This window comes from Desulforhopalus glucosivorans, assembly GCF_054397165.1.
Genome location: NZ_AP044854.1, coordinates 2,651,101 through 2,672,785, shown reverse-complemented (window position 1 = coordinate 2,672,785; position 21,685 = coordinate 2,651,101). Strand labels below are relative to the sequence as shown.

The following is a 21,685-nucleotide window of genomic DNA, read 5'->3' as shown; positions in this document are numbered from 1 at the left end:
CTATGCTACACTCCCAAGTGTTTCTTTAAGAATCGGTTGTATCTGTTCAAGGACTCTCTTTTGTACAGTTTCAATGGAGCCTTGGGCATTGATCCTCTGTATAAATGGCATATTGAGTGAGCCAAAGATATCTGAAACTTTTTGCAGATTATCGAGTTGCTCAAAATCATTGAGGGTATCGCCTCGACCATCAGTTATACGATGTTGGCTGGTATCAAGGGGTGCGTGAAATAAAAGGGCCACATCCGGAATCGGGGCGAAACTATTCAGCTTAATAAGCTCTTCGATATCAAAACCAATAGCTCCCTGGTAGGCGATTGTGGACAAATAGTAGCGATCACATAACACAATTTTACCACTGGAAAGAGCAGGTTCAATAAGTTGATCTACGTGCTCTTTTCTATCAGCCAGGAAAAGCTCAAGTTCTTCTCTTGGGGTACAGTCCCCCCGGTTCTGATATAGCGCACGAATTTTCTGACCATATGGGCCTTCAGTGGGTTCACGGGTTGTCACTACGGGGTAAGAGTGTTGTTGAAGGTATTCAGCAAGGAGTGACAACTGGGTGGACTTCCCTGTCCCGTCTGTACCTTCAAATACGATAAGTATGCCTCGTCCGTGATTCATGTCCTCATCCTTTATCAGTGTCATACGCTTTTCTGTTATCACTTATTCTGCCGGCAAGTTTGACTGCCTCTGTAAGGCTTAACGGGTTGGCTATACCTTTTCCGGCAATATCATATGCTGTTCCATGATCAACGGAGGTGCGTACAATGGGTAGTCCAAGGGTGACATTTACACCATCATCAAAGTGAAGCAGTTTAAATGGAATAAGACCCTGGTCGTGATACATGCAAACAACAGCGTCATAGTCACCCTGGGCAGCTTTGAAAAATATTGTGTCGGGAGGAAATGGCCCGGTAACGTCTATACCACTCATGGAAGCCTTAACAATTGCAGGAGTGATAGTAGTTTCTTCCTCAGAACCAAAAAGTTGTTTTTCACCGCCATGGGGATTAAGAGCAGCTACTGCAATTCTAGGGTTTGTAATACCTAAATCCACAGTCAGGGCACGGTGTGTGATACTGATCATCTGGCTGATGGCATCCTGGGTCAGAAGTGTCGGAATATTTGCAAGTGGACAGTGTATTGTTACAAGGGTGACCTTAAGACGATCTCCAGCCATCATCATTGCAAAATCAGGACTGTCGGTGAGATCTGCAAGCATCTCAGTGTGACCGGGAAATGAATATCCCGCTTCGTTGAGTGAATATTTAGAGATAGGACAGGTGGTGATACCGTCAATAATACCCTGTTGAGCAAGTTGTACACCATTTGTAATATACCCTGCCATTGCCTGACCTGTTGAAAAATTTGGGCTCCCCCATGTAATATCTTTTTCACTTATTTTAGAAAGGTTGAGTACAGGTACAACATTAGGTACTTGCTCAGGTGGTTTTTCGCCAATTTGCCATGGAACAATTTGTATGTCACTCATCCCAAGACTTTTGGCACAGTAAGTCAGCACACCACTATCACCTAAAACAATAGGCGTAAGATTATCCTCACAAGGTTCTTGAGAAAAGTATTTTAGTATTAATTCAGGGCCGATACTGGCAGGACAACCCATTGTAATTCCAATTATGCTCATGGTTCTAGTGTACCTTTAAATATATAATATGCAATAGTCGCCGCTGAATAGACCGTTGAACAATTTTGAATCTGAAATTACACAAACAATTTCGAAAATTGAAGATCAGGATATAACGAAATCAAATGCGTTGGTAAGGTGGTCTATTTGTACTTCTCTGTTTTTCTCCATGAGAATAGAGACCACATCAAATCTGGCATTGGTATCCTTTTTCAGTTCTGTGAGAAAATTGTGGGCAGTCTTTGAAATCTGTACCTGTTTCCGGTGATTAACAGCTGCTGCAGGACCACCAAAATCCTTACTGGTCCTTGTCTTCACTTCGACAAACACGAGGGTATCTCCATCTTGCACTATGAGGTCAATCTCTCCGTAACTGCACCTATAGTTTTTCTCAATAATTGTATACCCTTTTCTCTTTAGAAAGCGAGCAGCAGATGCTTCACCCTCCATACCGAGAATCTGTCTGAGATTAACCATGAGTCATTACACCATTAAAGCTCAGACGATGAATAGGGCAGGGCCCGTGTTTTTGCAGGGCCAGGCGGTGTTCTTTTGTGGGATAGCCTTTATTCTTGGCAAAGTTATAGATGGGATACTTTTCGTGCATTTTGGCCATGAACTGGTCTCGTTGCACCTTGGCAATTATACTGGCAGCCGCAATGGAGGCACTTTTTGATTCCCCTTTGATCAAGGTCTGTTGCTCTATTGGTATAGGAGCCGCAAATTTACCGTCCACCAGTAGAAAATCTACAGGTTCACCACTAATACTTTCTGTGGCAATCTTCATTGCTAGAAGTGATGCTTGTAGGATATTAAGGCGATCTATCTCCTGTTCAGAAACAAATGCAATTCCGATACGGGCACCGCTTTCTGCAAGCGTAGACGCAAGTAGTTCTCTTTTTTTGTGGGAGAGGACTTTTGAATCGAGGTAAATCGTGGGGTCAATCGAGGGGGGAAGTACAACAGCAGCAGCTACTACAGGTCCGGCAAGGGGACCACGTCCAACTTCATCGCATCCGGCAATAGATCTATAGCCGTGCTTACGCAATGTTTTCTCAAATATGAAATTATCTTTACCAATTGTGGTCTCAGACAATAGCTCTATCATATTGAGCTCAGTGAGAAGGCCTGCCTAAAACAGCCACTGCATCAAAAAAGAGAACAGTGGCTGTAAATAATGCGAGTGGCTTAGCGAGGTAGTCCGCGTTCACGGATACGTGCAGCTTTACCAGTGAGATTACGGAGGTAGTAAAGACGTGAACGACGAACGCGTCCGCGCATAACAAGCTCGATCTTCTCAATACGTGGGTTATGAAGAGCAAAAGTCTTCTCTACGCCAACACCATGGGAGATTTTGCGTACTGTGTAGCTTGCGTCCATGGTTCCTTTTTTGCGTTTGATGCATACGCCCTGGAATACCTGTACACGCTCTTTGCTTCCCTCGATGATACGGATATGAACCTTAACGGTGTCACCTGGACGGAAGTCTGGGTGATCCATACGCATCTGCTCTTGATTAATTCTGTCGATTATTGTGCTCATAACGTCTTCTATTGGTTGAAGTATCAGTGGATAACTATCCAACGGTTAATTAGTGCCTGCTCCACAGCCTGTACTATATACAAGAAACTGGAGAATTTTTTGAAAATAAATATTTTAAATAACAACCATGGCACTTACCCTGCCTTATTTCCCGTTTACCGGGGGCTGTTTTCTTGCCACCTATTACGATCCGAGCAAACGATCCATGATGATCGAAGCGGCGGAGCGTACTGAAAGATGGTTGTAGTCTGTACCACCCTTAATAGGTGGAAGACTGAACTCACACTGCTCTAAAATTTCCTGGGCAAGCCCATGTGCGGTTCCAAATAACAATAGAACCGGCTGTTGTTCCTTAATTTGTTGTCCGAGATCTGCGTAGCTTACAGTATTCTCCTGCTCGATTGCACTGGTTGTCACAAGAGTTGGTCGTTTGCCGTATTCATTGGTGAGTGCAACAATTGCCTCCTCCACAGAATAAACAGGTCGAACAATTTCAAGTGCTTCCTTTCTGGCGGGATTATACGATGCTCCGTATCCGCTCAGCCAGTGGTCTAACAGCTCATGTACCAGCTTGTGCTGATCTTCGTAGGGGGTGGAAATAAAATAACTGCCAACCCCGTATGTTCTTGCTGTCCTGGCGATATCATGAATATCTAAATTAGTAACAGCGGAACCGATTACTTCTTTCTTCTTGTTTACCACAGGATGATGCACTAAGGCAATGTGAAGAGAACGCTTACCTTGATACATCAATCTTTTCCTGCTTTCTGTTCCCGTTCAATCTGCTCGAGTAAGCCGCACGATTTAAGCAGTTTACGTTCAGCCTTTGAAAAGGATTCGTTTTGTATAAGGTCAGGTCGCTTTCTCAGTGTACGTTTAACAGAATCTAGAAACCTGAACTCTTCAATTTTTTTATGGTTTCCCGAGAGTAATTCCTCAGGAACTTCCATGGCCTCAAATTCGCGTGGCCTTGTGTATTGACCGTGTTTTACAAGACTTCTGCTGAAGGTATCTTTATCAACAGAGTCCTGGCAACCAAGTACACCAGGTACCAAACGAGTAATGGAGTCAACCAAAATCATTGCCCCAAGTTCACCTCCTGTGAGAATGAAATCTCCCAGGGAAATTTCATCATCAACATATTCAGAGATAAATCTCTCGTCTATTCCCTCGTACCTGCCACAAACCAGAATAAGATGCTCTTCTGCGGCCAGTTCTTTTGCAAGACTTTGATTATACGTCCTGCCTTGAGGGCTGAGAAAAATAACTCGAGCTTTTTTGCTGGAGTCTGTTTTTCTGCTTTTAACTGCACTTGCAAGAGGTTCAGGTTTCATCACCATACCCTCTCCACCACCGAATGGCCTGTCGTCGGTCATTGAGTGAGGTCCGGTTGCAAAATCCCGGATATTAATGATATTGACGTCTATTTTATTTTGTAATAGAGCCCGTCTGATGATCCCTTCCTCGAGAGGAGAGTCAAGCAGTTCTGGGAAAATAGTCAATATGTCAAAAATCATACGACAACCCGCACCGTTTTCACTTTGCTGGGTCAACGTTTATTTCAAGTAGCCCTGGAGGAAGATCCACAACGATGATGTCATCCGTTTCTTCAACAATAAAGTCGGATATAACTGGTATCATTGCTTCGCCTGCCTCTGTGTCTATTACTAGAATATCCTGGGCACCACTGTTGAACAGTTCTTTAACAGTACCAATAACTGCACCATCTTTGTCAACGAGTTGTTTCCCCTGATACTGATGCCAGTAATATTCTCCAGGCTTAGCTTCAGGGAGATGCTCTTTTAAAAGCAAAACCTCAAAACCTTCAATTTGTTCAGCTGCAGTTCTGTCAGCAATAGTGGCAAATTTTACCACAGCTGTTTTCCCCTGAATGCGTGATTTAGTAATAGCAATGGGACCGATAAGCCTGTTCTTTAGATCTCGAAGCGTAAGCTCCTTGTAATCTAAAAAATTTTCAGGCTGACCGGAAAAACAGTATATTTTAATCTCACCGCGCAGGCCGTGAGGCTTCGTTGTTTTACCAACGAGCAGGTATTTGTCGTTTGGGTACGTCTTTTCCATGGACTAACTACTTACCTGCTTATTCTACTATTTCAAGACGCGAGCGCTTATCTTCTTTTGCAGCTGTTGCCGCAAGAATTGATCGCAAGGCCCGCGCCGTTCTTCCCTGTTTGCCAATTACCTTACCAAGATCTTCTGGAGCTACAGCCAACTCGATAGTGACATTATTTTCTTCATCACTACGGGTAACCTTTACATCATCCGGGTTATCTACCAGAGATCTGGCAATAACGGCTATTAGCTCTTCCATCTTTACGCTTCAGCAGCAGCTTTTTTGATCAGGCTTTTAACAGTAGTGGTAGGAAGAGCACCTTTACCCATCCAGTCCTGGAGCTTACTGTTATCAATCTTGATTACAACTGGATCCTGAAGTGGATCGTAGGTTCCAAGAATATCAAGAAATTTTCCATCACGTTTGCTTTCGCTGTCAGCAACGATAATACGATAGAAGGGTTGCTTCTTTCTGCCAAGTCGAGTTAGTCGAATACGTACTGCCATTCCGGTATATCCTCCGGTTAATATGTCGGTTAAAATTTCCTGAAAAGATCTTCAGGAACAGTTTATCTTCTTTTCATGCCCTTAGGCAACTTCCTACGTTTAACGCCTGACATAGCACCAGGCTTACCGCGCATTTTTTTCATCATCTTCAGCATTTCAGAGTAACTCTTCAGTACTCTGTTTACTTCGCTGACCTGAGTACCGGAACCCGCAGCAATTCTTTTGCGCCTGCTTGGGTTGATGATGGTATGATTCTTCCTTTCTTTGGCTGTCATCGAGCGGATAATAGCTTCAGTTTTAGCAAGCTCTTTTTCATCCGGCTTAGGGACATCCTTCATCTTTTTAAGCTTGTTGATGCCGGGAACCATTTCCAGAATCTGATCGAGCGATCCCATTTTCTTAATCTGTTGAATCTGATCGAGAAAATCTTCAAGGGTAAACTGATTCTTCTTCAGTTTTTTGGCAATCTTGTCAGCTTCTTTTTTATCGACAACAGCTTCTGCTTTCTCGATAAGGGTGAGAATATCTCCCATACCAAGAATACGTGAAGCAACACGCTCCGGGTGGAACACTTCAATGTCATCGAGTCCTTCACCGATACCAACAAACTTAATTGGTTTACCAGTAACGTTTTTAATCGATAACGCAGCACCACCCCTGGCATCACCCTCCATCTTAGTAAGGACAACACCGGTAATTTCAAGGTCGCTGTTAAATTTATCAGCAACAGTGACCGCATCCTGACCCGTCATGGAGTCCGCAACAAAGAGCACTTCAGAGAGTGGAATTGCAGTCTGAATATCTTTCAACTCGCCCATGAGGGCTTCATCAACATGCAGGCGACCTGCAGTATCAATGAGTATCGTGTCACAGTTCTGCTTTGCAGCTTCAATAAGGGCCTGCTGACAGAGATCTACTGGTCTGGCATCTGTCGTGGACGGGTGAACTGGTACACCTACTTTTTCGCCGAGTATCTGTAGCTGCTCAATAGCGGCTGGCCTGTACACATCCGCGGGCACAAGATACGGCTTTCTACCTTTTGCTTTTAAGAGCTTTGCGATCTTTCCAGTGGTAGTAGTTTTACCCGACCCCTGAAGACCTGCCATCATGATGGTGACTGGCTGACGGCCATCAAGCTCTATCTGTTCTGTTTTACCGCCAAGAAGTTCTACGAGTTCGTCGTGAACAATCTTGATGACCTGCTGTCCAGGTGAGAGGCTCTTTGAAACATCTCTACCGACAGATTTCTCAGTAACGGTGGCGACGAAATTTTTGGCAACCTTAAAATTTACATCTGCTTCAAGGAGGGCCTTACGGACCTCAGCCATAGCTTCAGCAATGTTCTCCTCAGAGAGCTTGCCATGGCCTCGTAGCTTTTTAAATACGCCTTCAAGTCTGTCGGATAAATTTTCAAACATAGTACTTTCTTGCCATTAAATAGTTTCTAGCCCCGATAAACAAAAAATATGAGTTCTGAAACTCTCTGCTCATGACCCGGTGGATGGGATTATTTTGGAGCACTCGTCAATTATATTTATTGTTTTTACGTCACCTGCTTCGAAGTATCCCACTCAGTAGATAGGATCGTATCGAGCTGATGATTGTCCATTTTGTTCTTAAAAGTCCACGCACATTGTGGGAAACAGCCTATATATGATAAGCAGTATTCCTTTGGTTGGCGAAAGATCAAAAGAGAAGAAAAATACTTTATATATGTAAGGTTGTCAAGAAAGGAACGCAATCGAGTTAAAAAATTGGTTCACTGTGGTTTTTTGTGGTCTTTGATATGGTCTCGCGCTTGTAATGTTGGTCTTCATTCTGCCTAATTCTGGCCAATCCTACACATATTACTCAGATACTTGTGTCGCGCCTTAATATGTCATATTTTTGATACAAAGAAATGGATTATTCAACAATATGGTTGGTTTTGCATATGTGCACTGAGGTTAATTGTGTTGTGGCAAGTTAATAATTCATATTTCTCATACAATATAGACTCACAAAGAGTTATTGGAATTTCTGGTTTTAAAGCCCAAAAAGGACTTTGCAATGGATTTAAGTGAAGGGTTTAAGATAGATGAAAATAGAATTGTTAGTGAACCTTTTTTTATGCCCCAGGGCAATGAAGTAGAAATCGCCATGGCGGCAAGAAATAATAAATTGCCGCTGTTGTTGAAGGGGCCAACCGGGTGTGGGAAAAGTCGGTTTATGCAATATCTCGCCTGGCGTTTTCAGTTGCCACTTATAACTGTGTCATGTCACGATGATCTTTCTACCTCGGATCTTGTTGGCAGGTTTTTGGTAAGAGGTAACGAGGCCGTCTGGCAGGATGGGCCGCTCACACTTGCTGTAAAAGCCGGGGGGCTCTGTTATCTCGATGAGGTGGTTGAGGCAAGAAAAGATACTACGGTGGTCATACACCCACTAACTGATGACAGGAGGGAGTTGCCCATAGAAAAATTAGGTCATATCTTTAAAGCACCTGATGATTTCATGCTCGCTGTCTCATATAACCCCGGCTATCAGAGTGTTTTAAAAGATCTTAAACCATCCACCAGACAACGATTTGTCTCACTGAATTTTGGTTATCCCCCAAGAGATCTCGAAGAGAAAATTGTCATCGGTGAATGCGGTGCTGAAGAGACACTTGTCCACAGGCTCGTACAGTTAGCCGTGATGACAAGAGGGCTTAAAGATTCAGGTCTTATGGAAGGTGCATCTACGCGGCTTGTAATCCAAACTGCCAGACTTGTTGAAAGTGGTATCTCTGAAATAGATGCTTGCCGTGCCGGGATGACAGAGAGTTTGACAGACGATGCTGAACTTCTCTCGGCAATGGATGAAATGATACTTTCATTATTTTAGTTGGGATTCCAGGGGATGCAGCTCACGACACTCAAAGAAAGGTTTTTCACGATTGTCGCACCATCTCTTCCAAATGACTGGGAGGTTGAGGATGTGCTTACAGATATTTGTGATCTGCCCAGTAAGCACATTGAAGCTCTTTTTGCGCAGATTACAGTTATCTGGCCTGTCAGCCATAGTCTCTGTTTTGCTTTTTTACAGGATGGGGGGAAGTGTATCTCCTGTATCCCTGATAGTTTGGTTGCTGAATGGACGAGGAGGATTCTTGGTCTCTACGAAACTGGCGGTCTTGTTTCCGCCAGAAAATTTATGGCCGACCCTAAGCGTCTGTTTCTTCGTCCCATGGAAGGGTTATGTGGCCTATCGTTTTCTGAAATTCAGGAAAAGATGCAACTCTACTTGAACGGAATCTCTGGCGTTAATATCGAACTTGGGATCGCTTCAATACCTCAGACTGACACCGAAAAAATATTTGTTCCTGAGTTTCTTGACCTGTTTCCAGACCAGGCAGGAAATAGCCTTCTTTATAAATTTATCATATCTTTGCAGTGGGCCCATGTGCAGTCCAGGCTCTTTGAAGCTGCCCTGGATGTATCTGGTGTATCTCTTTATGAATCAGCCCTTTTTAAGAGTTTGTCTGACCAGGATCGTGGCAAAGAACTCTTTACAGTTGCTCAGTGTATTTCTTCTATTAGATGGTTGCGTACTAATCTGCCCGGTCTCATCAGGAGTGTGAGACCGCTCTATATCCAGTTACTTGAAACGCTCACTGCTTCTGCCTGTTCAGATTACCTTCAAGCTATTAAAGGCCTATTAAGGGATGCAATTGGTGATGGTAGCGAACAAGGTGTGACCACCCTAAATCGTGGGCATGATTTCATTTCAGTTGTGGAAAGGTTGGGTAGTGAGGGCGTGATTGATGTCTTGCCGGATCTGTATAGATCGTTTCATGGAATTGATGGAGACTGTGATTTTGGAGGGTTTTCAATTATCCTGGGCAACTTTGATTTTGACAGAGCATTCACGCTGATTCATAAGCGAAGGCTGAAGGATAAAAATGTATTCCTTACACTTCTGGCGGAAGCCATTGAACAAAAGCATGAGAGGAAAAATGATAAGTCCGTAGCAGAGAGTGAACAAAAATCTGGAGGAACACATCTTATCCTCTCTGCTGATGAGAACATTAACGATCAAAAGAATCGAGATGATTTCCTGTTAGAGAATGGTGAATTTGAGCTCTCAGAAGAACTTAAAACTATTATTCAATCTATTGAGTCCGATGTAGGCGAACTTCCGGAGGCCTATGTTCAGGCCGCATCCGGTATGGCTGGTCGAGGAGTCAATGATAGAGAAGCTATAAAAACAGGCGATAGTTGGTGCAATACTCCTCCCGGACTTGTCGGTTATCCATACGATGAATGGGATTATAGGAGAGGGGGATACAGGCAGGGCTGGTGCACATTATATGAAAAGCCAGTGAGTCCTGTTAAATCTACATTTATCCCTGATACGCTCATAAAATATAAGGGGCAGATGCACAGGATACGAAGGCAGTTTGAGATGTTGCGTAATCAAAATAGATTTGTTCGCAGGCGCCGTCACGGTGATGATATAGATTTTGATGCACTTGTAGATGCACAAGGCGATGCAAAGGCAGGACTCGTTCCATCGGATCGACTCTTTCTACGCCTTCTTCGGGATAGTCGTGAGATTAGCACCTGTTTTCTTGTAGATATGTCAAATTCAACTGAAGGGTGGGTAGGAACTGCAGTTAAAGAATCCCTGGTACTCATGGCTGAAGCAATGGATATTGTCGGAGATCCGTATTCAATTTATGGGTTTTCAGGAATGCGCCGCTCAAAAAATGAGGTATATCCCATAAAAGAGCTACTGGAACCGTATAATAGTGTAGTAAAAGGACGCATTGCAGGGATTAGTCCTAGGGAATATACCCGAATGGGACCGCCTATTCGCCATATGACGAAAAAAATGATGGGGACTGACAGTCGAGTTCGGCTGCTTATTGTCTTTTCAGATGGAAAGCCTGAAGATTATGACGACTATAAAGGGAAGTACGCCATAGAAGACACCAGAAAGGCAATCCTCGAGGCCAGGGGGATGGGGGTACAGGTTTTTTGTGTCACTATTGATAAGTCAGCCCATGAATATCTTGGACATATGTTCGGTCTGGGACAGTTTGTATTTATTGATAATGTTGAAGCCCTTCCGGGGAAACTTGTAGAAATGTATAGATTATTAACCTGCTAAAGGAGACGTTATGGCAAGTATTGTTGTACCTTGTGCTGAGTGCGGAGTAAAAAGTAGAATTCCGGATATGAAGCAGCACCTGGGACCAAAGTGCGGCAAGTGTAAATCTGATCTTGAACTTAAAGATTATGTTGTCCCCGTAGAACTAACTGATGGTACAATGGATAGTTTTATAAAAGCTGAAAAGCTTCCTGTTCTCGTCGACTTTTTCTCACCAACCTGTGGACCCTGTGGTACACTTGCTCCTGTCTTAAAGAACATGACGAGGAAATACTTTAAACGGATAATCGTTTGTACTGTCGATACTTCTAAGAATCCGGGCTGCCCTGCATATTATAAAATAAAGGGGGTACCGACTCTGATATTTTTCAAAAACGGTACCGTCGTGGATCAGATAGAGGGCTTGCCGGATGTGTCCCTGCTCGATTCCAAAATAGAGTATTACGCAAGCAAATAACGTATATCTGAATTACCCTTGGTTTACGGTAGAGCTTGTCCTTTAAATGCCAGATGACAGTGTTGTTATAATATCGGGGTAAGGGGCCACAGTTTCCAAAAGTACATTTTGATCTTTTTGCTCAGAGATGCGTATTGATTTGGGTTATCTTTCTGGCTATTCCAACTATTCCCCGGTTGCATATCTTTGCGGATGGCGTCCTCGACTTTTCTGGCAAGATCCTTGTTGGTTATATGGACGCCAACTTCTGTATTGAGATGGGCTGAGCGCGGGTCGAGGTTGAATGTCCCAACGAAGAGTGTCACTCCATCTATCACCATGGTTTTTGCGTGGATTGCAAATGTAGGTACTGCTTTTTCAAGAACCTTATATCTTTCAATGAGTTCGCGCTGAATGTCTGGAGAAGGTTTAAATTCAAACACATCTACTCCCGCGTCGAGGATCGCTCTCCGTTGTTTTGCATAACCACTGAATGCCTGCAGGTTGTCTGTGGAGGCGAGTGAGTTTGTGCTTATAGCAATTTTGACTCCTCGACTGGTGAGCTCGTTAAAAAGTTCAATGCCCCCTTCAGGTATGATCAGATAGGGGGATTGGATGATGATGCTCTTTTTGGCTTGAGATACTTCTTTTATGAGGCGGTTATATGTTTTGCTTCCCCCCGAGAGAGAACCAGTTTTGTTTTTCCCTGGAATGTCGTGGGAAAATGAAATCTCCCCCCAAGTCATCGCCTTATTGAGTAGGGGGAGTTTTTCAGGAAGGTTGGAGATTGCCTTTCGTATTGATAGTTCAAAATTCTCCTGTTTTAAAGCGTAGTTGTACAGATATGTATATATGTCCTGTTGATCTTGTGCTGAGAGACTTGGAGTCTGGTCTTTGAGTAGTTCATCAATAGATGCTACAAAATCAGAATTCCAAAAAGTGTCAAAATTATTCTCGATAGCTTTGACTACGGGGCCGATCAGCAAGACATCCCGATCTCTAAAATTGTAGGTTTTGTTAAAGTCAAAGTACTCATCGGCCATATTTCTTCCGCCAGTTATGGCAACCTGACCGTCAACACTAAAGGTCTTGTCGTGCATCCGCTGATTTGACGAGCGAAAGTTGAGAGCAATGTTTTTTACACGCTCAAGTACTGAAACCCCCATTGAGTGTTTTGGATTATAGATCCTGATGTCAATATTTGGGTGTTTATTAAGAGCTAACATAGATTTGTCGGGTGCATCGATTAACAGATCGTCGATAATAACGCGAACTTTAATTCCCCGATCGGCTGCCCGTAGTAAAGCTTCAGCTGCTAATATTCCGATATTATCAGTACTCCATATGAAGTATTGAACATCGATTTTTTCTGTGGCTTTTTCAGTCAACCAGGCTCTGGAGAGTAGGGCTTCCTCACCCTTTTCAAAGATATAGGCACCACTCTTTTCACCATCAGGGAAAGAGATTGCTTCCAGAGCCTGTCGGAGACTTATGTCTTTGTGACTTATCAATTCAGCTGATATAGCTCTTTCTGAAGGTAAACCTACGATGATAAACATAAAAGTGACTGCAATAAATATTCTGTGGAGTGAATTGTGTGGTGAGGTCATCGGCAATTGGTTCACGGGTAGAGGTTAGAGAAAGTTGGCTGTATCACTACTTTAAGGCCACTTTGAAAAATTGTTGATTCGCACAGTTTTATCGTTGCACTCAGGTATTTATCCTGGAATATTAGGTGTATACCTGTGGTGTAATTCTTTTTGCAAGTCTTGGGCTTGAACCAATTACCTAATTTTTCAAGGTATCCGTGGGTAATACCTCAGGTATATTTTCATAATAGCTCTCTGTCAAGATAGGAATCCGTTAGCTTCAGTTGTTTTTGAAGTATTCTTTCGCAAGATTATTGAATGGAAATGTTTGCAATAGAGTGAGTGGTGATGAGGGCGATTCATTAGAGAAAGGAATAGTGTATGAGGTTTGATATAATATCATACTATATTGTATAATATTTATTGGTGGCTTTTTGTGTAAGTGTTTGAAAATACACTTGTAAGTCTGGAGAATGTTGTGCTGCTCTATCGAGAAAACTCAAGTAAAAATGTTTCTCTCGTTATGAATCCAGGGGGGAAAGTGCCTTGTTGACTAGCATTTTTTTAAAAAAAGATTGACTCTGGTATTTTAAGTAAACCTATATGAAGTGGTCTTGCCGTTAATATGTGCATGAAAAATAGTATTTATTCATAGATAATTAAAAAAAATTTGATGGTGGAAAATGTAATAGAAAGAGCAATTGCTACATAGATGGATATGACATAATTCATTGGTATGATATATTAAAATACGAAAAAATAGGGGGATGAGTGCTGGGGTGGTTGTGGTGGGTGCGACACAGTCGTAATGGATAGTGGATTTTAAATAGACCTCAAAACGATTTTATGCTTGAGTAAAACTGGAATTGTTGATAAATAAAATTGATATAAGGGGAATTTATATAGCATTTCTGCGGAGAAGTCATATGAACACTTCTGTGAAGCCTGTCGAGATATTAATCTTAATTAAGGAGGACATAGCGCTAAGGTAAAATGTGAATTTGCAATTCATTGAGAACTTATTCGGTCATCCGTTTTAACGATGAAACTGCAGAAAACTAAGGCTAGACAGGCCCAGGCACGGATGGTTGACAATCTTGTTATCACTCTTTCATAAGGAGATACAGATGTCGCAACAAAATCAATCGGTACCGACCCAAGCTTGGGTTACGGTTTTTGCAGGTATGGCAATAAATCTATGTCTAGGAATCTTATATGCATGGAGTATATGGAAATCTGCTCTCGTCAATGTGGATTTAGCCGGTCAACAGATGACCGGTATCAATGCAGGATGGACATATCTAAATAATGCGCAAGCCGCTACACCTTTCTCACTATGCGTAATTATGTTTGCCCTGATGATGATCCCTGGTGGGCGTATTCAGGATAGGATCAGTCCTAAGTTTGGAGCCACTATGGGCGGATTGACCCTTGCTGCTGGTTGTATTATTGCGGGTTTAATGAAAAGCTATACAGGTATCGTGCTCGGTTTTGGTATTATTGGTGGACTCGGTATGGGTATTGGCTATGCAGCTCCAACTCCCGCAGCCCTGAAATGGTTTGGTCCTCATAAGCGAGGCCTCATCGCAGGTATTGTTGTTGGTGGTTATGGTGGTGCAGCACTGTATATTGGTGGGCTAGGTCAGTATCTCATTAACAATTATGGTATTACAGGTAGTTTTGTAGGTCTTGGTAGCTTTTTCGCTATAGTTGTTGTCATTGCAGGGCAGATGTTGAAGTCTCCACCAGAGGGATATGTTGCACCAACTGTTGCTGGAGCCGGGGTAGCTACTGCCAACTCAACTGTTACCAACTGGGAACCTGCCGATGTTATAAAAACCTGGCAGTTTTATGCGCTGGTTGTGATGTTTATTCTTACTACTCAATCCGGTTTATTGATTATTGGTAACGCAAAAGGTTTGATGGTTGCCGCTGCTAAGAATATGCCATTTTTTGCTGCTAATGCCTGGATTCTTGTATCCTATGGTGGGCTTGTTAATGCATCCGGTCGAGTGGGAACAGGTTTTTATTCAGATAAGATTGGTCGTCTGAATGCCTATTGTCTCAACTGTGGTATTTCTGCTCTTTGTCTCTTTGCACTGCCGTATATCATTGGAACACAAAGTGTTGGCCTATTGTTCCTCGCCGTCGGTATCGCATACTGGCAGTATGGTGGTGGACTTGCACTTATGCCGTCTTTTGCAGCAGATTTCTTTGGACCGAAAAATCTCGGTATGAATTACGGTCTTATCTTTATCGGTTGGGGCCTCGGTGTTTTTGTAACACGGCTTGCCGGAACTATTGAAGATGTAACCGGTAGTTTGAACTATGCTTTCTATCTTTCAGGTGCACTGCTTGTAGCGGGCGTTATCCTGGCTCAAATGACTTCACGTCCGATCCATTCGGCTGAGGTCGAGGGAGAAACTGCACCAGCTCAGAGCTGATAAAGTTTGAGTTGTTAACTGGGGGGGACAGTGAGCTGTCCCACATTTTTCGAACTTTTTGAGGAGAAAAATATATGAGCGAGCAAAAATCAGTTGAAACCTCAGAAGCTGAAATTGCTGTACACTGGAAAGAAGAAGAGTATTACCATCCATCACCATCGTTTATTGCTCAGGCAAATTTAACAGACGAAAAGATCTTTGAAAGATTTAGTCTCGATAATTTTCCTGACTACTATACTGAGTTCGCGGACCTTCTTACCTGGTATAAGTACTGGGATGAAGTTCTCGATACCAGTGATGCCCCGTGTTGGAAGTGGTTTAAGGGTGGTAAGTTAAATGCAAGTTATAACTGCATTGACAGACATCTTAAGGATAACAAAAATAAGACTGCTATCCACTTTGTGCCAGAATTGGAAGAAGAGCGGGTTCAGCACATTACGTATCAAGAGCTCTATGTTCGGGTAAATGAGTTTGCTGCACTCTTACGTGATTCTGCAGGATTAAAGCGTGGCGACAGGGTTACAATTCATATGCCTATGTCGGCTGAACTCCCCATCACCATGCTTGCCTGTGCTCGTCTTGGTGTTATTCACTCAGTTGTTTTTGGTGGTTTTTCATCGAGTGCCTGTGCAGATAGGGTTGTTGATTCAAATAGTCGTGTTCTCATCACCATGGATGCTTATTACCGTGCAGGTAAATTGCTCAACCATAAGGCTGTTGATGATGAGGCGTGTGAGCTTGCTGCAAAAGATGGGCAAAATGTTGATAAACTTCTTATCTGGCAGCGTTATCCAGGTAAGATGTCAACTGACTCAAAACTTGTGGAAGGCCGTGATGTCATCGTAAATAATGAATTGAAAAAATATTACGGGGCAAGAGTTGAGCCCGAGCAGATGCTAGCTGAAGAGCCTCTCTTTTTAATGTACACTAGTGGAACCACAGGAAAACCAAAAGGTGCTCAGCATGGTACTGGCGGATATCTTTCCTATGTTACTGCAATGTCAAAGTATATTCAGGATATCCACCCTGAGGATGTGTACTGGTGTATGGCAGATATTGGCTGGATAACAGGACACTCCTTTATTGTATATGGACCGCTGGCACTTTGTGCCTCGTCTGTAATTTATGAAGGTGTTCCGACATATCCGGATGCTGGAAGATCCTGGAGAATTGCTCAGGAACTCGATGTTAATATCTTCCATACGGCACCTACAGCTATTCGAGCTCTCAGAAAGATCGGGCCGGATGAGCCTGCCAAGTACAACTACAACTTCAAGCATATGACAACAGTTGGTGAGCCAATTGAGCCTGAGGTATGGAAGTGGTATGAGAGGGAAGTCGGTAAAGGAAAGGCTGTAGTTGTTGATACCTACTGGCAAACTGAAACAGGTGGTTTTCTCTGCTCCACTGTTCCTGGTATGCAGCCAATGAAGCCTGGTAGTGCAGGGCCTGGAGTTCCTGGTATTCACCCGATTGTCTTTGATGAAGATGGTGCTGAGATTCCAGCTGGCGCAGGAAAGGCAGGTAACATCTGTATTCAGAATCCATGGCCAGGTTGTTTCCAGACAATCTGGGGTGACAGGCAACGTTTTGTCGATACCTACTTTGGTATGTATAATAAGGACCCAAATAGTAAAGACTGGAGAGATTGGCCATATCTCACAGGTGATGCTGCGGTTGTTGCAGACGATGGTTATGTCAGAATCCTCGGCAGGATAGATGATGTAATTAATGTCTCCGGTCACCGTCTTGGAACCAAAGAGATTGAGTCTGTGTGTCTGACTGTGGACGAAGTTGCTGAAGCAGCTGTTGTTCCGGTTAATCACGAAATTAAAGGCAAGGAGCCAGAGGTTTATGTCTCTTTGAAGCCTGGATTTGAACCCTCAGAAGCAATTCAGCAAAAAATTGCCGATGCTATTACATTTCAGATCGGTAAAATTGCTAAATGTAGAAATGTTTGGATAGTGCCAGATATGCCTAAGACGAGATCCGGTAAGATCATGAGGAGGGTTTTAGGTGCAATTTCTAATAATGGAGATGTGGGTAATGTTATGACACTTGCGAATCCTGAAATTGTGGACGAAATCCAGAAAATGGTAGGCTAGTAATACTGTAGTTTATTGGGAAGTAATACAGACATTCCATCCATCAGTGTCTGTAAAAATGGCGGAAACCGTATGGTTTCCGCCATTTTTTTTTACACCACAGTTACAATATGGGGTACAGTAAAAAAAACCTAACAAAAGTAAAAACCTATAACCAAAGAGGTCATATGGAAGGGGAACTGTATCTACCGTATCTGCTCAATTATTCACAACCGGTTGTTGAAGATATTGCCATTTTCTGTGTGGCCATGTTTACGGCAATTGTGGTAAATGCTGAGGGGCAGTGCTTTGCTGCTACTTTTCTTGGTGACTCCGTTCCCGGGGCCAAAGATCGGCATCACTTCAATGTGTTTTTACACATGAGTCTTCTTGGAACACTCTGTTTTTTTGTGGCGGGTTTTGGTTGGGTAAAAGAGATAAAAATCAATGCTGACAATTTTAAAAATCATCAGAAATTATCGCTGATTACAAGTAGGTTGGCTGGTCCTGTTGCGAATTTACTTATGGCTAATATTGCAGCGAGCTTATCCTGGATTTTGGGTAGGTATGGTGTGGTAGACGAGGTCTTTTCCACAATTGTACTCGTTAATGTGACTATGGCTGTATATAGCCTCATACCTATTCCACCTATGCCTGGAGGCGCTTTTGCTGAAAGTGTTATGGCGGGTGATGGTGGGCTTGATAAAATTTGGCGTGGCCTCTATATGGCAGGACCATATCTTATTATAGGACTGTTTTTGTTATTTAGAGTAACCGGCTTCGAGGGTGTTTCTTCGCTCATAAATCCAGTCATATTATGGTTGACCGGGTTTGCGCTCGATATATGAACAACACGAAACTGTAACAATACATTAGGTTAATCCTTTAAGGTTTGAATAGGAAAATGGATCATTTTGTAAAAACTAGGGTGAGGACATACTTTGGCGACCAGGATTTAAATTGTGCAACGACTGCAATCCTCATTATCTCAGAATACTTTGATATTAGTGTTGATAAACAGGTGGTTGATGCGGCAATTGGTATGCATGGAGCTGGAGGCTATAGAGCCCAGTGTGGTATTGTTGAAGGAACGCTTATGTCAGTAGGTGTAATAGGTAGAGCAAGAAACATCCCTGAAGATAGTATTATCGACCTGTGCAAGGAACTGGCCCACTCGTTTGAAAAAGCGTTTTCAAGTCTTAGTTGTAGCAACCTGCGTCCCGGCGGCTTTAATGCTGATGATCCTCCTCATCTTTGTGAAGATTTAACAGTTAGAGGGATTAGTCATAACATTAAACAAATTGCAAGCTGGCTGGAGACGTATTCCTGACTTGTTGAGGAGGGTATTGGGAGGGGCTGGGGCACTGCATGGAACTCATCAAATAGATATTTTGCCGACCTGTTTTAACGTTTTACTATAGCTCATCTGACTGGTTAATTGGAAAACGTAAAATTTGTGCAGCTTAACGTACTTGAGTCAAAAAGAATAAAGAGGAACTATATGTCAGAAGTTACCTTTGATTGGTTAAATTCACTTCCGAAGGTGGAGTTACATCTGCATTTGGAAGGGAGCCTTGAGCCAGAGTTAATGTTTAAACTGGCTGATAGGAACAATATTGAGTTACCTTTTGATACTGTGGAGCAAGTTCGTGGCGCATATGAGTTTAGTAATCTGCAGGATTTTCTCGATATATACTATCAGGGAGCAAATGTACTACGGACTGAGCAGGATTTTTATGACCTGACCTGGTCCTATTTGACGCAGTGTAAGCAGCAAAATGTAGTTCACGTCGAGCCGTTTTTTGATCCACAAACCCATACTGATCGGAATGTTCCCATTGAGGTTGTTATAGGTGGTATATCAAGGGCGTTAAAAGATGGGGAGGATACGTTTGCCATAACAAGTAAGCTGATCATGTGTTTTTTGCGGCATCTGAGCGAGGATGATGCCTTCAAAACCCTGGCAGAGGCCGAACCATATCTTGATCGAATTGAGGCTGTAGGACTCGATAGTTCTGAACAGGGACATCCTCCTGAAAAGTTTAGTCGGGTTTTTTTAAGAGCCCGGGAATTAGGTTTGTTAACTGTTGCACATGCCGGAGAAGAAGGGCCTGCAGAGAATGTCTGGACATCGATTCATGATCTTCAGGTATCACGTGTAGATCATGGGGTACGATCTGTTGAAGATCCAAAGTTGATGAGCCATCTTGCTGTGGCCCAAATACCGCTTACAGTATGCCCATTATCAAATGTGAAGCTACGGGTGTTTGATACGATGGCTGAACATACTATACTGGAAATGCTTGATGCTGGTCTTTGCGTAACTGTTAACTCGGATGACCCATCCTATTTTGGTGGCTATATGACCGAAAACTTTATGGGATTATCCCGTGAGCTTGGTATGACGAAGGCTCAAGCCCATCAACTGACATTGAATAGTGTTGAAGCAAGTTTTGCAGATGATGATAGGAAAGAAGAAATGCGTAATATGTTGAAATAATGGGGTGAAATGAATACTGTGAAGTGGGCAGAGTTTGCCCATACATACCACTAAGCATTGAGAGAATATAAGCCGTTATGAGTGAGTTGAAATCAGGAATTTACACCCATTATAAGAACAAAAAGTATAAAGTTATTTGTGAAGCCACTCACTCCGAAACTGAGGAGAAGATGGTTGTTTATCAGTGTCTATATGGTGATTTTGACATGTGGGTTCGACCAAAATCAATGTTCACCGAGTTGGTTGAGGTAAATGGTAAGCAAGTTCAGCGCTTTACGTTTGAATCTGATCTTTAACTATCTCTGCTGATAATGTTAAGCGTAACCGCTTATGATCCTTTTTGCCTCTTGTCTGTAATTATCAATGTATGAACGATAAAAAAACATCCAAACCTGCTAAGTACACCTGTGATGACTACAGAGCGGAGATGAGACTTCTTGGTATACGTCAGCAATTGAAAAATACAGAGTTATCTGAATCGGATAAGAGAAAATTGCAAAGTGAAATTGATCAGATAGAACAAGAGCTCGGTCTCTCATAAATACAGCCGACTCAGCAAATTCTTACCCCATTCATCTGAGTTAGTGTATAGCCGGGCTGCAACTTGGATAAAGGGTTTTAAGCTTTTACATTAATAATTGGCCTTATATGGTGAATTACGTCAATGAGGTCGGTCTGAAGGTACATAACGTCAAAAATATCTTTATAGGCCATTGGTGATTCATCGAGAGTGCTCCCGCCCACCTTTGCAGTTATTCCCTGCATGGCTGCCTTGAACTCATTGGTGTTAAGTTGACGCTTGGCCTGTTTACGTCCAAGTACACGTCCTGCTCCATGGGAACTTGAGTAGAGGCTGTGAGGGTTTCCTTTACCCTGGACAATAAATGAGCCATCACGCATATTGCCGGGTATGACACCCATCATCTTATCTTCGGCGTGGGTGGCACCTTTTCTGTGTATCCACAGGTCTTCGCGTTTCTCCACATGGTTGTGGGTTCTGTTGATCAGAAGGTCCCAGTTAGCATCACCTTCACAGTGTTCTGCTATTACTCTAATTACCCGTTTCATCATTTCTCTACGGTTGGCAAGAGCAAATTCTAAGGCCCAGTTCATATCATTGATGTATGCCTTACCTTTATCACTGTCGATTCTAAGGCCAAAGTGTCCCTCTTTAGCTTTGGTGGAATCCGAGGCGAGTCGCATATATTCTGAAGCTATTCCATGGCCAACGCCGCGGGAACCAGAGTGTATAATGATCCATGTTCTGCACTTTTCATCTTTGCCTATCTCGATAAAGTGATTGCCACTGCCAAGCGAACCAAGAGCCCTGAATTCTTTTCTTTTCTTGAAGACTTTTAATCCTCGATTTGTGAGTTTGTCCGGATTGAGTGACGTGTCGACAGGGTGTTTGTTGACATTAAAACCGACCGGAATGGCTTGGTAAATCTCTTTGAAGATGGATCTACTTTTACTTGTTACTCGGGATGGATCAAAAGAGGTGGGAAGTGCGCACATGCCACATCCTATGTCATAACCAACCCAGGCGGGTATAACCACACCGTCCGTTGCAATAACAGCACCGATTGGAAGCACATATCCAGTGTGAGCGTCCGGCATCAAAGCGCCCTGAATACTGAAATTCTGTTCCATTGCGCTTGTAAATTGTTGAAGAGCTGAAGGGTCCAGATGATCTGCGAATATCTTTGTTTTCTTCATACCTGTTTGTATA

Annotated in this window: 23 protein-coding genes; 10 read left to right on the top strand and 13 right to left on the bottom strand. The window is 42.9% G+C overall.

The annotated features are described in order from the left end of the window. The 11 genes from tmk to ffh form a co-directional block, all read right to left on the bottom strand. Complete coding sequence (gene tmk, locus ACX6CI_RS11625; protein WP_458778325.1) at positions 1-624, bottom strand: dTMP kinase; 624 nt, start codon at positions 622-624, stop codon at positions 1-3. A gap of 4 nt (positions 625-628) precedes the next feature. After that, positions 629-1,648: a 4-hydroxythreonine-4-phosphate dehydrogenase PdxA gene (gene pdxA / locus ACX6CI_RS11620; protein WP_458778324.1), complete on the bottom strand. Its 1,020-nt coding sequence runs from the start codon at positions 1,646-1,648 to the stop codon at positions 629-631. Positions 1,649-1,753: 105 nt separating this feature from the next. Then, the gene (locus tag ACX6CI_RS11615) at positions 1,754-2,125 is read right to left on the bottom strand and encodes a YraN family protein (protein WP_458778323.1); all 372 of its coding nucleotides are present in this window, start codon (positions 2,123-2,125) and stop codon (positions 1,754-1,756) included. Beyond that, positions 2,118-2,756 carry a ribonuclease HII gene (locus ACX6CI_RS11610; protein ID WP_458778322.1) on the bottom strand — a complete coding sequence of 213 codons (639 nt, stop codon included), beginning with the start codon at positions 2,754-2,756 and terminating at the stop codon, positions 2,118-2,120. The genes ACX6CI_RS11615 and ACX6CI_RS11610 overlap by 8 nt, the downstream gene beginning before the upstream one ends. A gap of 80 nt (positions 2,757-2,836) precedes the next feature. Then, on the bottom strand, positions 2,837-3,190 hold the full coding sequence (gene rplS, locus ACX6CI_RS11605; RefSeq protein ID WP_458778321.1) for a 50S ribosomal protein L19: 354 nt from the start codon (positions 3,188-3,190) through the stop codon (positions 2,837-2,839). 183 nt (positions 3,191-3,373) lie between these two features. After that, positions 3,374-3,940, bottom strand: coding sequence for an RNA methyltransferase (locus ACX6CI_RS11600; RefSeq protein WP_458778320.1), 567 nt, complete (start codon positions 3,938-3,940; stop codon positions 3,374-3,376). Next, the gene (gene trmD / locus ACX6CI_RS11595) at positions 3,940-4,707 is read right to left on the bottom strand and encodes a tRNA (guanosine(37)-N1)-methyltransferase TrmD (protein WP_458778319.1); all 768 of its coding nucleotides are present in this window, start codon (positions 4,705-4,707) and stop codon (positions 3,940-3,942) included. Before trmD ends, ACX6CI_RS11600 begins: the two co-directional genes overlap by 1 nt. A gap of 19 nt (positions 4,708-4,726) precedes the next feature. Then, on the bottom strand, positions 4,727-5,272 hold the full coding sequence (gene rimM / locus ACX6CI_RS11590; protein ID WP_458778318.1) for a ribosome maturation factor RimM: 546 nt from the start codon (positions 5,270-5,272) through the stop codon (positions 4,727-4,729). 19 nt (positions 5,273-5,291) lie between these two features. Next, complete coding sequence (locus tag ACX6CI_RS11585; protein WP_458778317.1) at positions 5,292-5,522, bottom strand: KH domain-containing protein; 231 nt, start codon at positions 5,520-5,522, stop codon at positions 5,292-5,294. A 2-nt stretch (positions 5,523-5,524) separates the two neighbouring features. Further along, positions 5,525-5,770 (bottom strand): 30S ribosomal protein S16, encoded by a 246-nt coding sequence (gene rpsP, locus ACX6CI_RS11580; RefSeq protein ID WP_458778316.1) that lies wholly within the window; start codon positions 5,768-5,770, stop codon positions 5,525-5,527. Between the two features lie 62 nt (positions 5,771-5,832). Then, the gene (ffh, locus tag ACX6CI_RS11575; RefSeq protein WP_458778315.1) at positions 5,833-7,188 is read right to left on the bottom strand and encodes a signal recognition particle protein; all 1,356 of its coding nucleotides are present in this window, start codon (positions 7,186-7,188) and stop codon (positions 5,833-5,835) included. 631 nt (positions 7,189-7,819) lie between these two features. Between ffh and ACX6CI_RS11570 the strand changes: the two genes are divergently transcribed. The 3 genes from ACX6CI_RS11570 to ACX6CI_RS11560 are packed head-to-tail and all read left to right on the top strand — an operon-like array spanning position 7,820 to position 11,360. Then, positions 7,820-8,635 (top strand): AAA family ATPase, encoded by an 816-nt coding sequence (locus tag ACX6CI_RS11570; RefSeq protein ID WP_458778314.1) that lies wholly within the window; start codon positions 7,820-7,822, stop codon positions 8,633-8,635. A gap of 15 nt (positions 8,636-8,650) precedes the next feature. Continuing rightward, positions 8,651-10,903: a VWA domain-containing protein gene (locus tag ACX6CI_RS11565; protein ID WP_458778313.1), complete on the top strand. Its 2,253-nt coding sequence runs from the start codon at positions 8,651-8,653 to the stop codon at positions 10,901-10,903. Between the two features lie 10 nt (positions 10,904-10,913). Next, positions 10,914-11,360 carry a thioredoxin family protein gene (locus ACX6CI_RS11560; protein WP_458778312.1) on the top strand — a complete coding sequence of 149 codons (447 nt, stop codon included), beginning with the start codon at positions 10,914-10,916 and terminating at the stop codon, positions 11,358-11,360. A gap of 65 nt (positions 11,361-11,425) precedes the next feature. On the opposite strand, the gene ACX6CI_RS11555 is transcribed toward ACX6CI_RS11560, so the two are convergent. Next, entirely contained in the window at positions 11,426-12,898 is a 1,473-nt protein-coding gene (locus tag ACX6CI_RS11555) for a phospholipase D family protein (RefSeq protein WP_458778311.1), read from the bottom strand. A gap of 1,157 nt (positions 12,899-14,055) precedes the next feature. Here ACX6CI_RS11555 and ACX6CI_RS11550 point away from each other — a divergent pair. From ACX6CI_RS11550 to ACX6CI_RS11520, 7 genes are all read left to right on the top strand, one after another. Beyond that, positions 14,056-15,372 (top strand): L-lactate MFS transporter, encoded by a 1,317-nt coding sequence (locus ACX6CI_RS11550; RefSeq protein ID WP_458778310.1) that lies wholly within the window; start codon positions 14,056-14,058, stop codon positions 15,370-15,372. Between the two features lie 74 nt (positions 15,373-15,446). After that, positions 15,447-17,477 (top strand): acetate--CoA ligase, encoded by a 2,031-nt coding sequence (gene acs / locus ACX6CI_RS11545; RefSeq protein WP_458778309.1) that lies wholly within the window; start codon positions 15,447-15,449, stop codon positions 17,475-17,477. Positions 17,478-17,644: 167 nt separating this feature from the next. Continuing rightward, positions 17,645-18,304 carry a zinc metalloprotease gene (locus ACX6CI_RS11540; protein ID WP_458778308.1) on the top strand — a complete coding sequence of 220 codons (660 nt, stop codon included), beginning with the start codon at positions 17,645-17,647 and terminating at the stop codon, positions 18,302-18,304. Positions 18,305-18,360: 56 nt separating this feature from the next. After that, positions 18,361-18,786, top strand: coding sequence for a C-GCAxxG-C-C family (seleno)protein (locus ACX6CI_RS11535; protein WP_458778307.1), 426 nt, complete (start codon positions 18,361-18,363; stop codon positions 18,784-18,786). A 171-nt stretch (positions 18,787-18,957) separates the two neighbouring features. Further along, positions 18,958-19,956, top strand: a complete 999-nt coding sequence (locus ACX6CI_RS11530) for an adenosine deaminase (protein WP_458778306.1) — start codon at positions 18,958-18,960, stop codon at positions 19,954-19,956. 77 nt (positions 19,957-20,033) lie between these two features. Beyond that, positions 20,034-20,252, top strand: coding sequence for a DUF1653 domain-containing protein (locus ACX6CI_RS11525; protein ID WP_458778305.1), 219 nt, complete (start codon positions 20,034-20,036; stop codon positions 20,250-20,252). A 71-nt stretch (positions 20,253-20,323) separates the two neighbouring features. Further along, positions 20,324-20,497 carry a hypothetical protein gene (locus tag ACX6CI_RS11520; protein ID WP_458778304.1) on the top strand — a complete coding sequence of 58 codons (174 nt, stop codon included), beginning with the start codon at positions 20,324-20,326 and terminating at the stop codon, positions 20,495-20,497. Positions 20,498-20,574: 77 nt separating this feature from the next. On the opposite strand, the gene ACX6CI_RS11515 is transcribed toward ACX6CI_RS11520, so the two are convergent. Further along, complete coding sequence (locus ACX6CI_RS11515) at positions 20,575-21,672, bottom strand: RtcB family protein (RefSeq protein ID WP_458778303.1); 1,098 nt, start codon at positions 21,670-21,672, stop codon at positions 20,575-20,577. Positions 21,673-21,685: the final 13 nt, after the last annotated feature.

Bases quoted from the DNA above. Each gene is read 5' to 3' on its own strand.
- ACX6CI_RS11585 (WP_458778317.1), bottom strand. From the start codon at position 5,522: ATGGAAGAGCTAATAGCCGTTATTGCCAGATCTCTGGTAGATAACCCG.
- ACX6CI_RS11535 (WP_458778307.1), top strand. From the start codon at position 18,361: ATGGATCATTTTGTAAAAACTAGGGTGAGGACATACTTTGGCGACCAG.
- ACX6CI_RS11565 (WP_458778313.1), top strand. From the start codon at position 8,651: ATGCAGCTCACGACACTCAAAGAAAGGTTTTTCACGATTGTCGCACCA.
- trmD (WP_458778319.1), bottom strand. From the start codon at position 4,707: ATGATTTTTGACATATTGACTATTTTCCCAGAACTGCTTGACTCTCCT.
- ACX6CI_RS11560 (WP_458778312.1), top strand. From the start codon at position 10,914: ATGGCAAGTATTGTTGTACCTTGTGCTGAGTGCGGAGTAAAAAGTAGA.
- rpsP (WP_458778316.1), bottom strand. From the start codon at position 5,770: ATGGCAGTACGTATTCGACTAACTCGACTTGGCAGAAAGAAGCAACCC.
- ACX6CI_RS11540 (WP_458778308.1), top strand. From the start codon at position 17,645: ATGGAAGGGGAACTGTATCTACCGTATCTGCTCAATTATTCACAACCG.
- ACX6CI_RS11570 (WP_458778314.1), top strand. From the start codon at position 7,820: ATGGATTTAAGTGAAGGGTTTAAGATAGATGAAAATAGAATTGTTAGT.
- ffh (WP_458778315.1), bottom strand. From the start codon at position 7,188: ATGTTTGAAAATTTATCCGACAGACTTGAAGGCGTATTTAAAAAGCTA.
- pdxA (WP_458778324.1), bottom strand. From the start codon at position 1,648: ATGAGCATAATTGGAATTACAATGGGTTGTCCTGCCAGTATCGGCCCT.
- ACX6CI_RS11515 (WP_458778303.1), bottom strand. From the start codon at position 21,672: ATGAAGAAAACAAAGATATTCGCAGATCATCTGGACCCTTCAGCTCTT.
- rimM (WP_458778318.1), bottom strand. From the start codon at position 5,272: ATGGAAAAGACGTACCCAAACGACAAATACCTGCTCGTTGGTAAAACA.
- ACX6CI_RS11550 (WP_458778310.1), top strand. From the start codon at position 14,056: ATGTCGCAACAAAATCAATCGGTACCGACCCAAGCTTGGGTTACGGTT.
- ACX6CI_RS11520 (WP_458778304.1), top strand. From the start codon at position 20,324: ATGAACGATAAAAAAACATCCAAACCTGCTAAGTACACCTGTGATGAC.
- ACX6CI_RS11600 (WP_458778320.1), bottom strand. From the start codon at position 3,940: ATGTATCAAGGTAAGCGTTCTCTTCACATTGCCTTAGTGCATCATCCT.
- ACX6CI_RS11610 (WP_458778322.1), bottom strand. From the start codon at position 2,756: ATGATAGAGCTATTGTCTGAGACCACAATTGGTAAAGATAATTTCATA.
- rplS (WP_458778321.1), bottom strand. From the start codon at position 3,190: ATGAGCACAATAATCGACAGAATTAATCAAGAGCAGATGCGTATGGAT.
- tmk (WP_458778325.1), bottom strand. From the start codon at position 624: ATGAATCACGGACGAGGCATACTTATCGTATTTGAAGGTACAGACGGG.
- ACX6CI_RS11555 (WP_458778311.1), bottom strand. From the start codon at position 12,898: ATGTTTATCATCGTAGGTTTACCTTCAGAAAGAGCTATATCAGCTGAA.
- ACX6CI_RS11530 (WP_458778306.1), top strand. From the start codon at position 18,958: ATGTCAGAAGTTACCTTTGATTGGTTAAATTCACTTCCGAAGGTGGAG.
- ACX6CI_RS11615 (WP_458778323.1), bottom strand. From the start codon at position 2,125: ATGGTTAATCTCAGACAGATTCTCGGTATGGAGGGTGAAGCATCTGCT.
- ACX6CI_RS11525 (WP_458778305.1), top strand. From the start codon at position 20,034: ATGAGTGAGTTGAAATCAGGAATTTACACCCATTATAAGAACAAAAAG.
- acs (WP_458778309.1), top strand. From the start codon at position 15,447: ATGAGCGAGCAAAAATCAGTTGAAACCTCAGAAGCTGAAATTGCTGTA.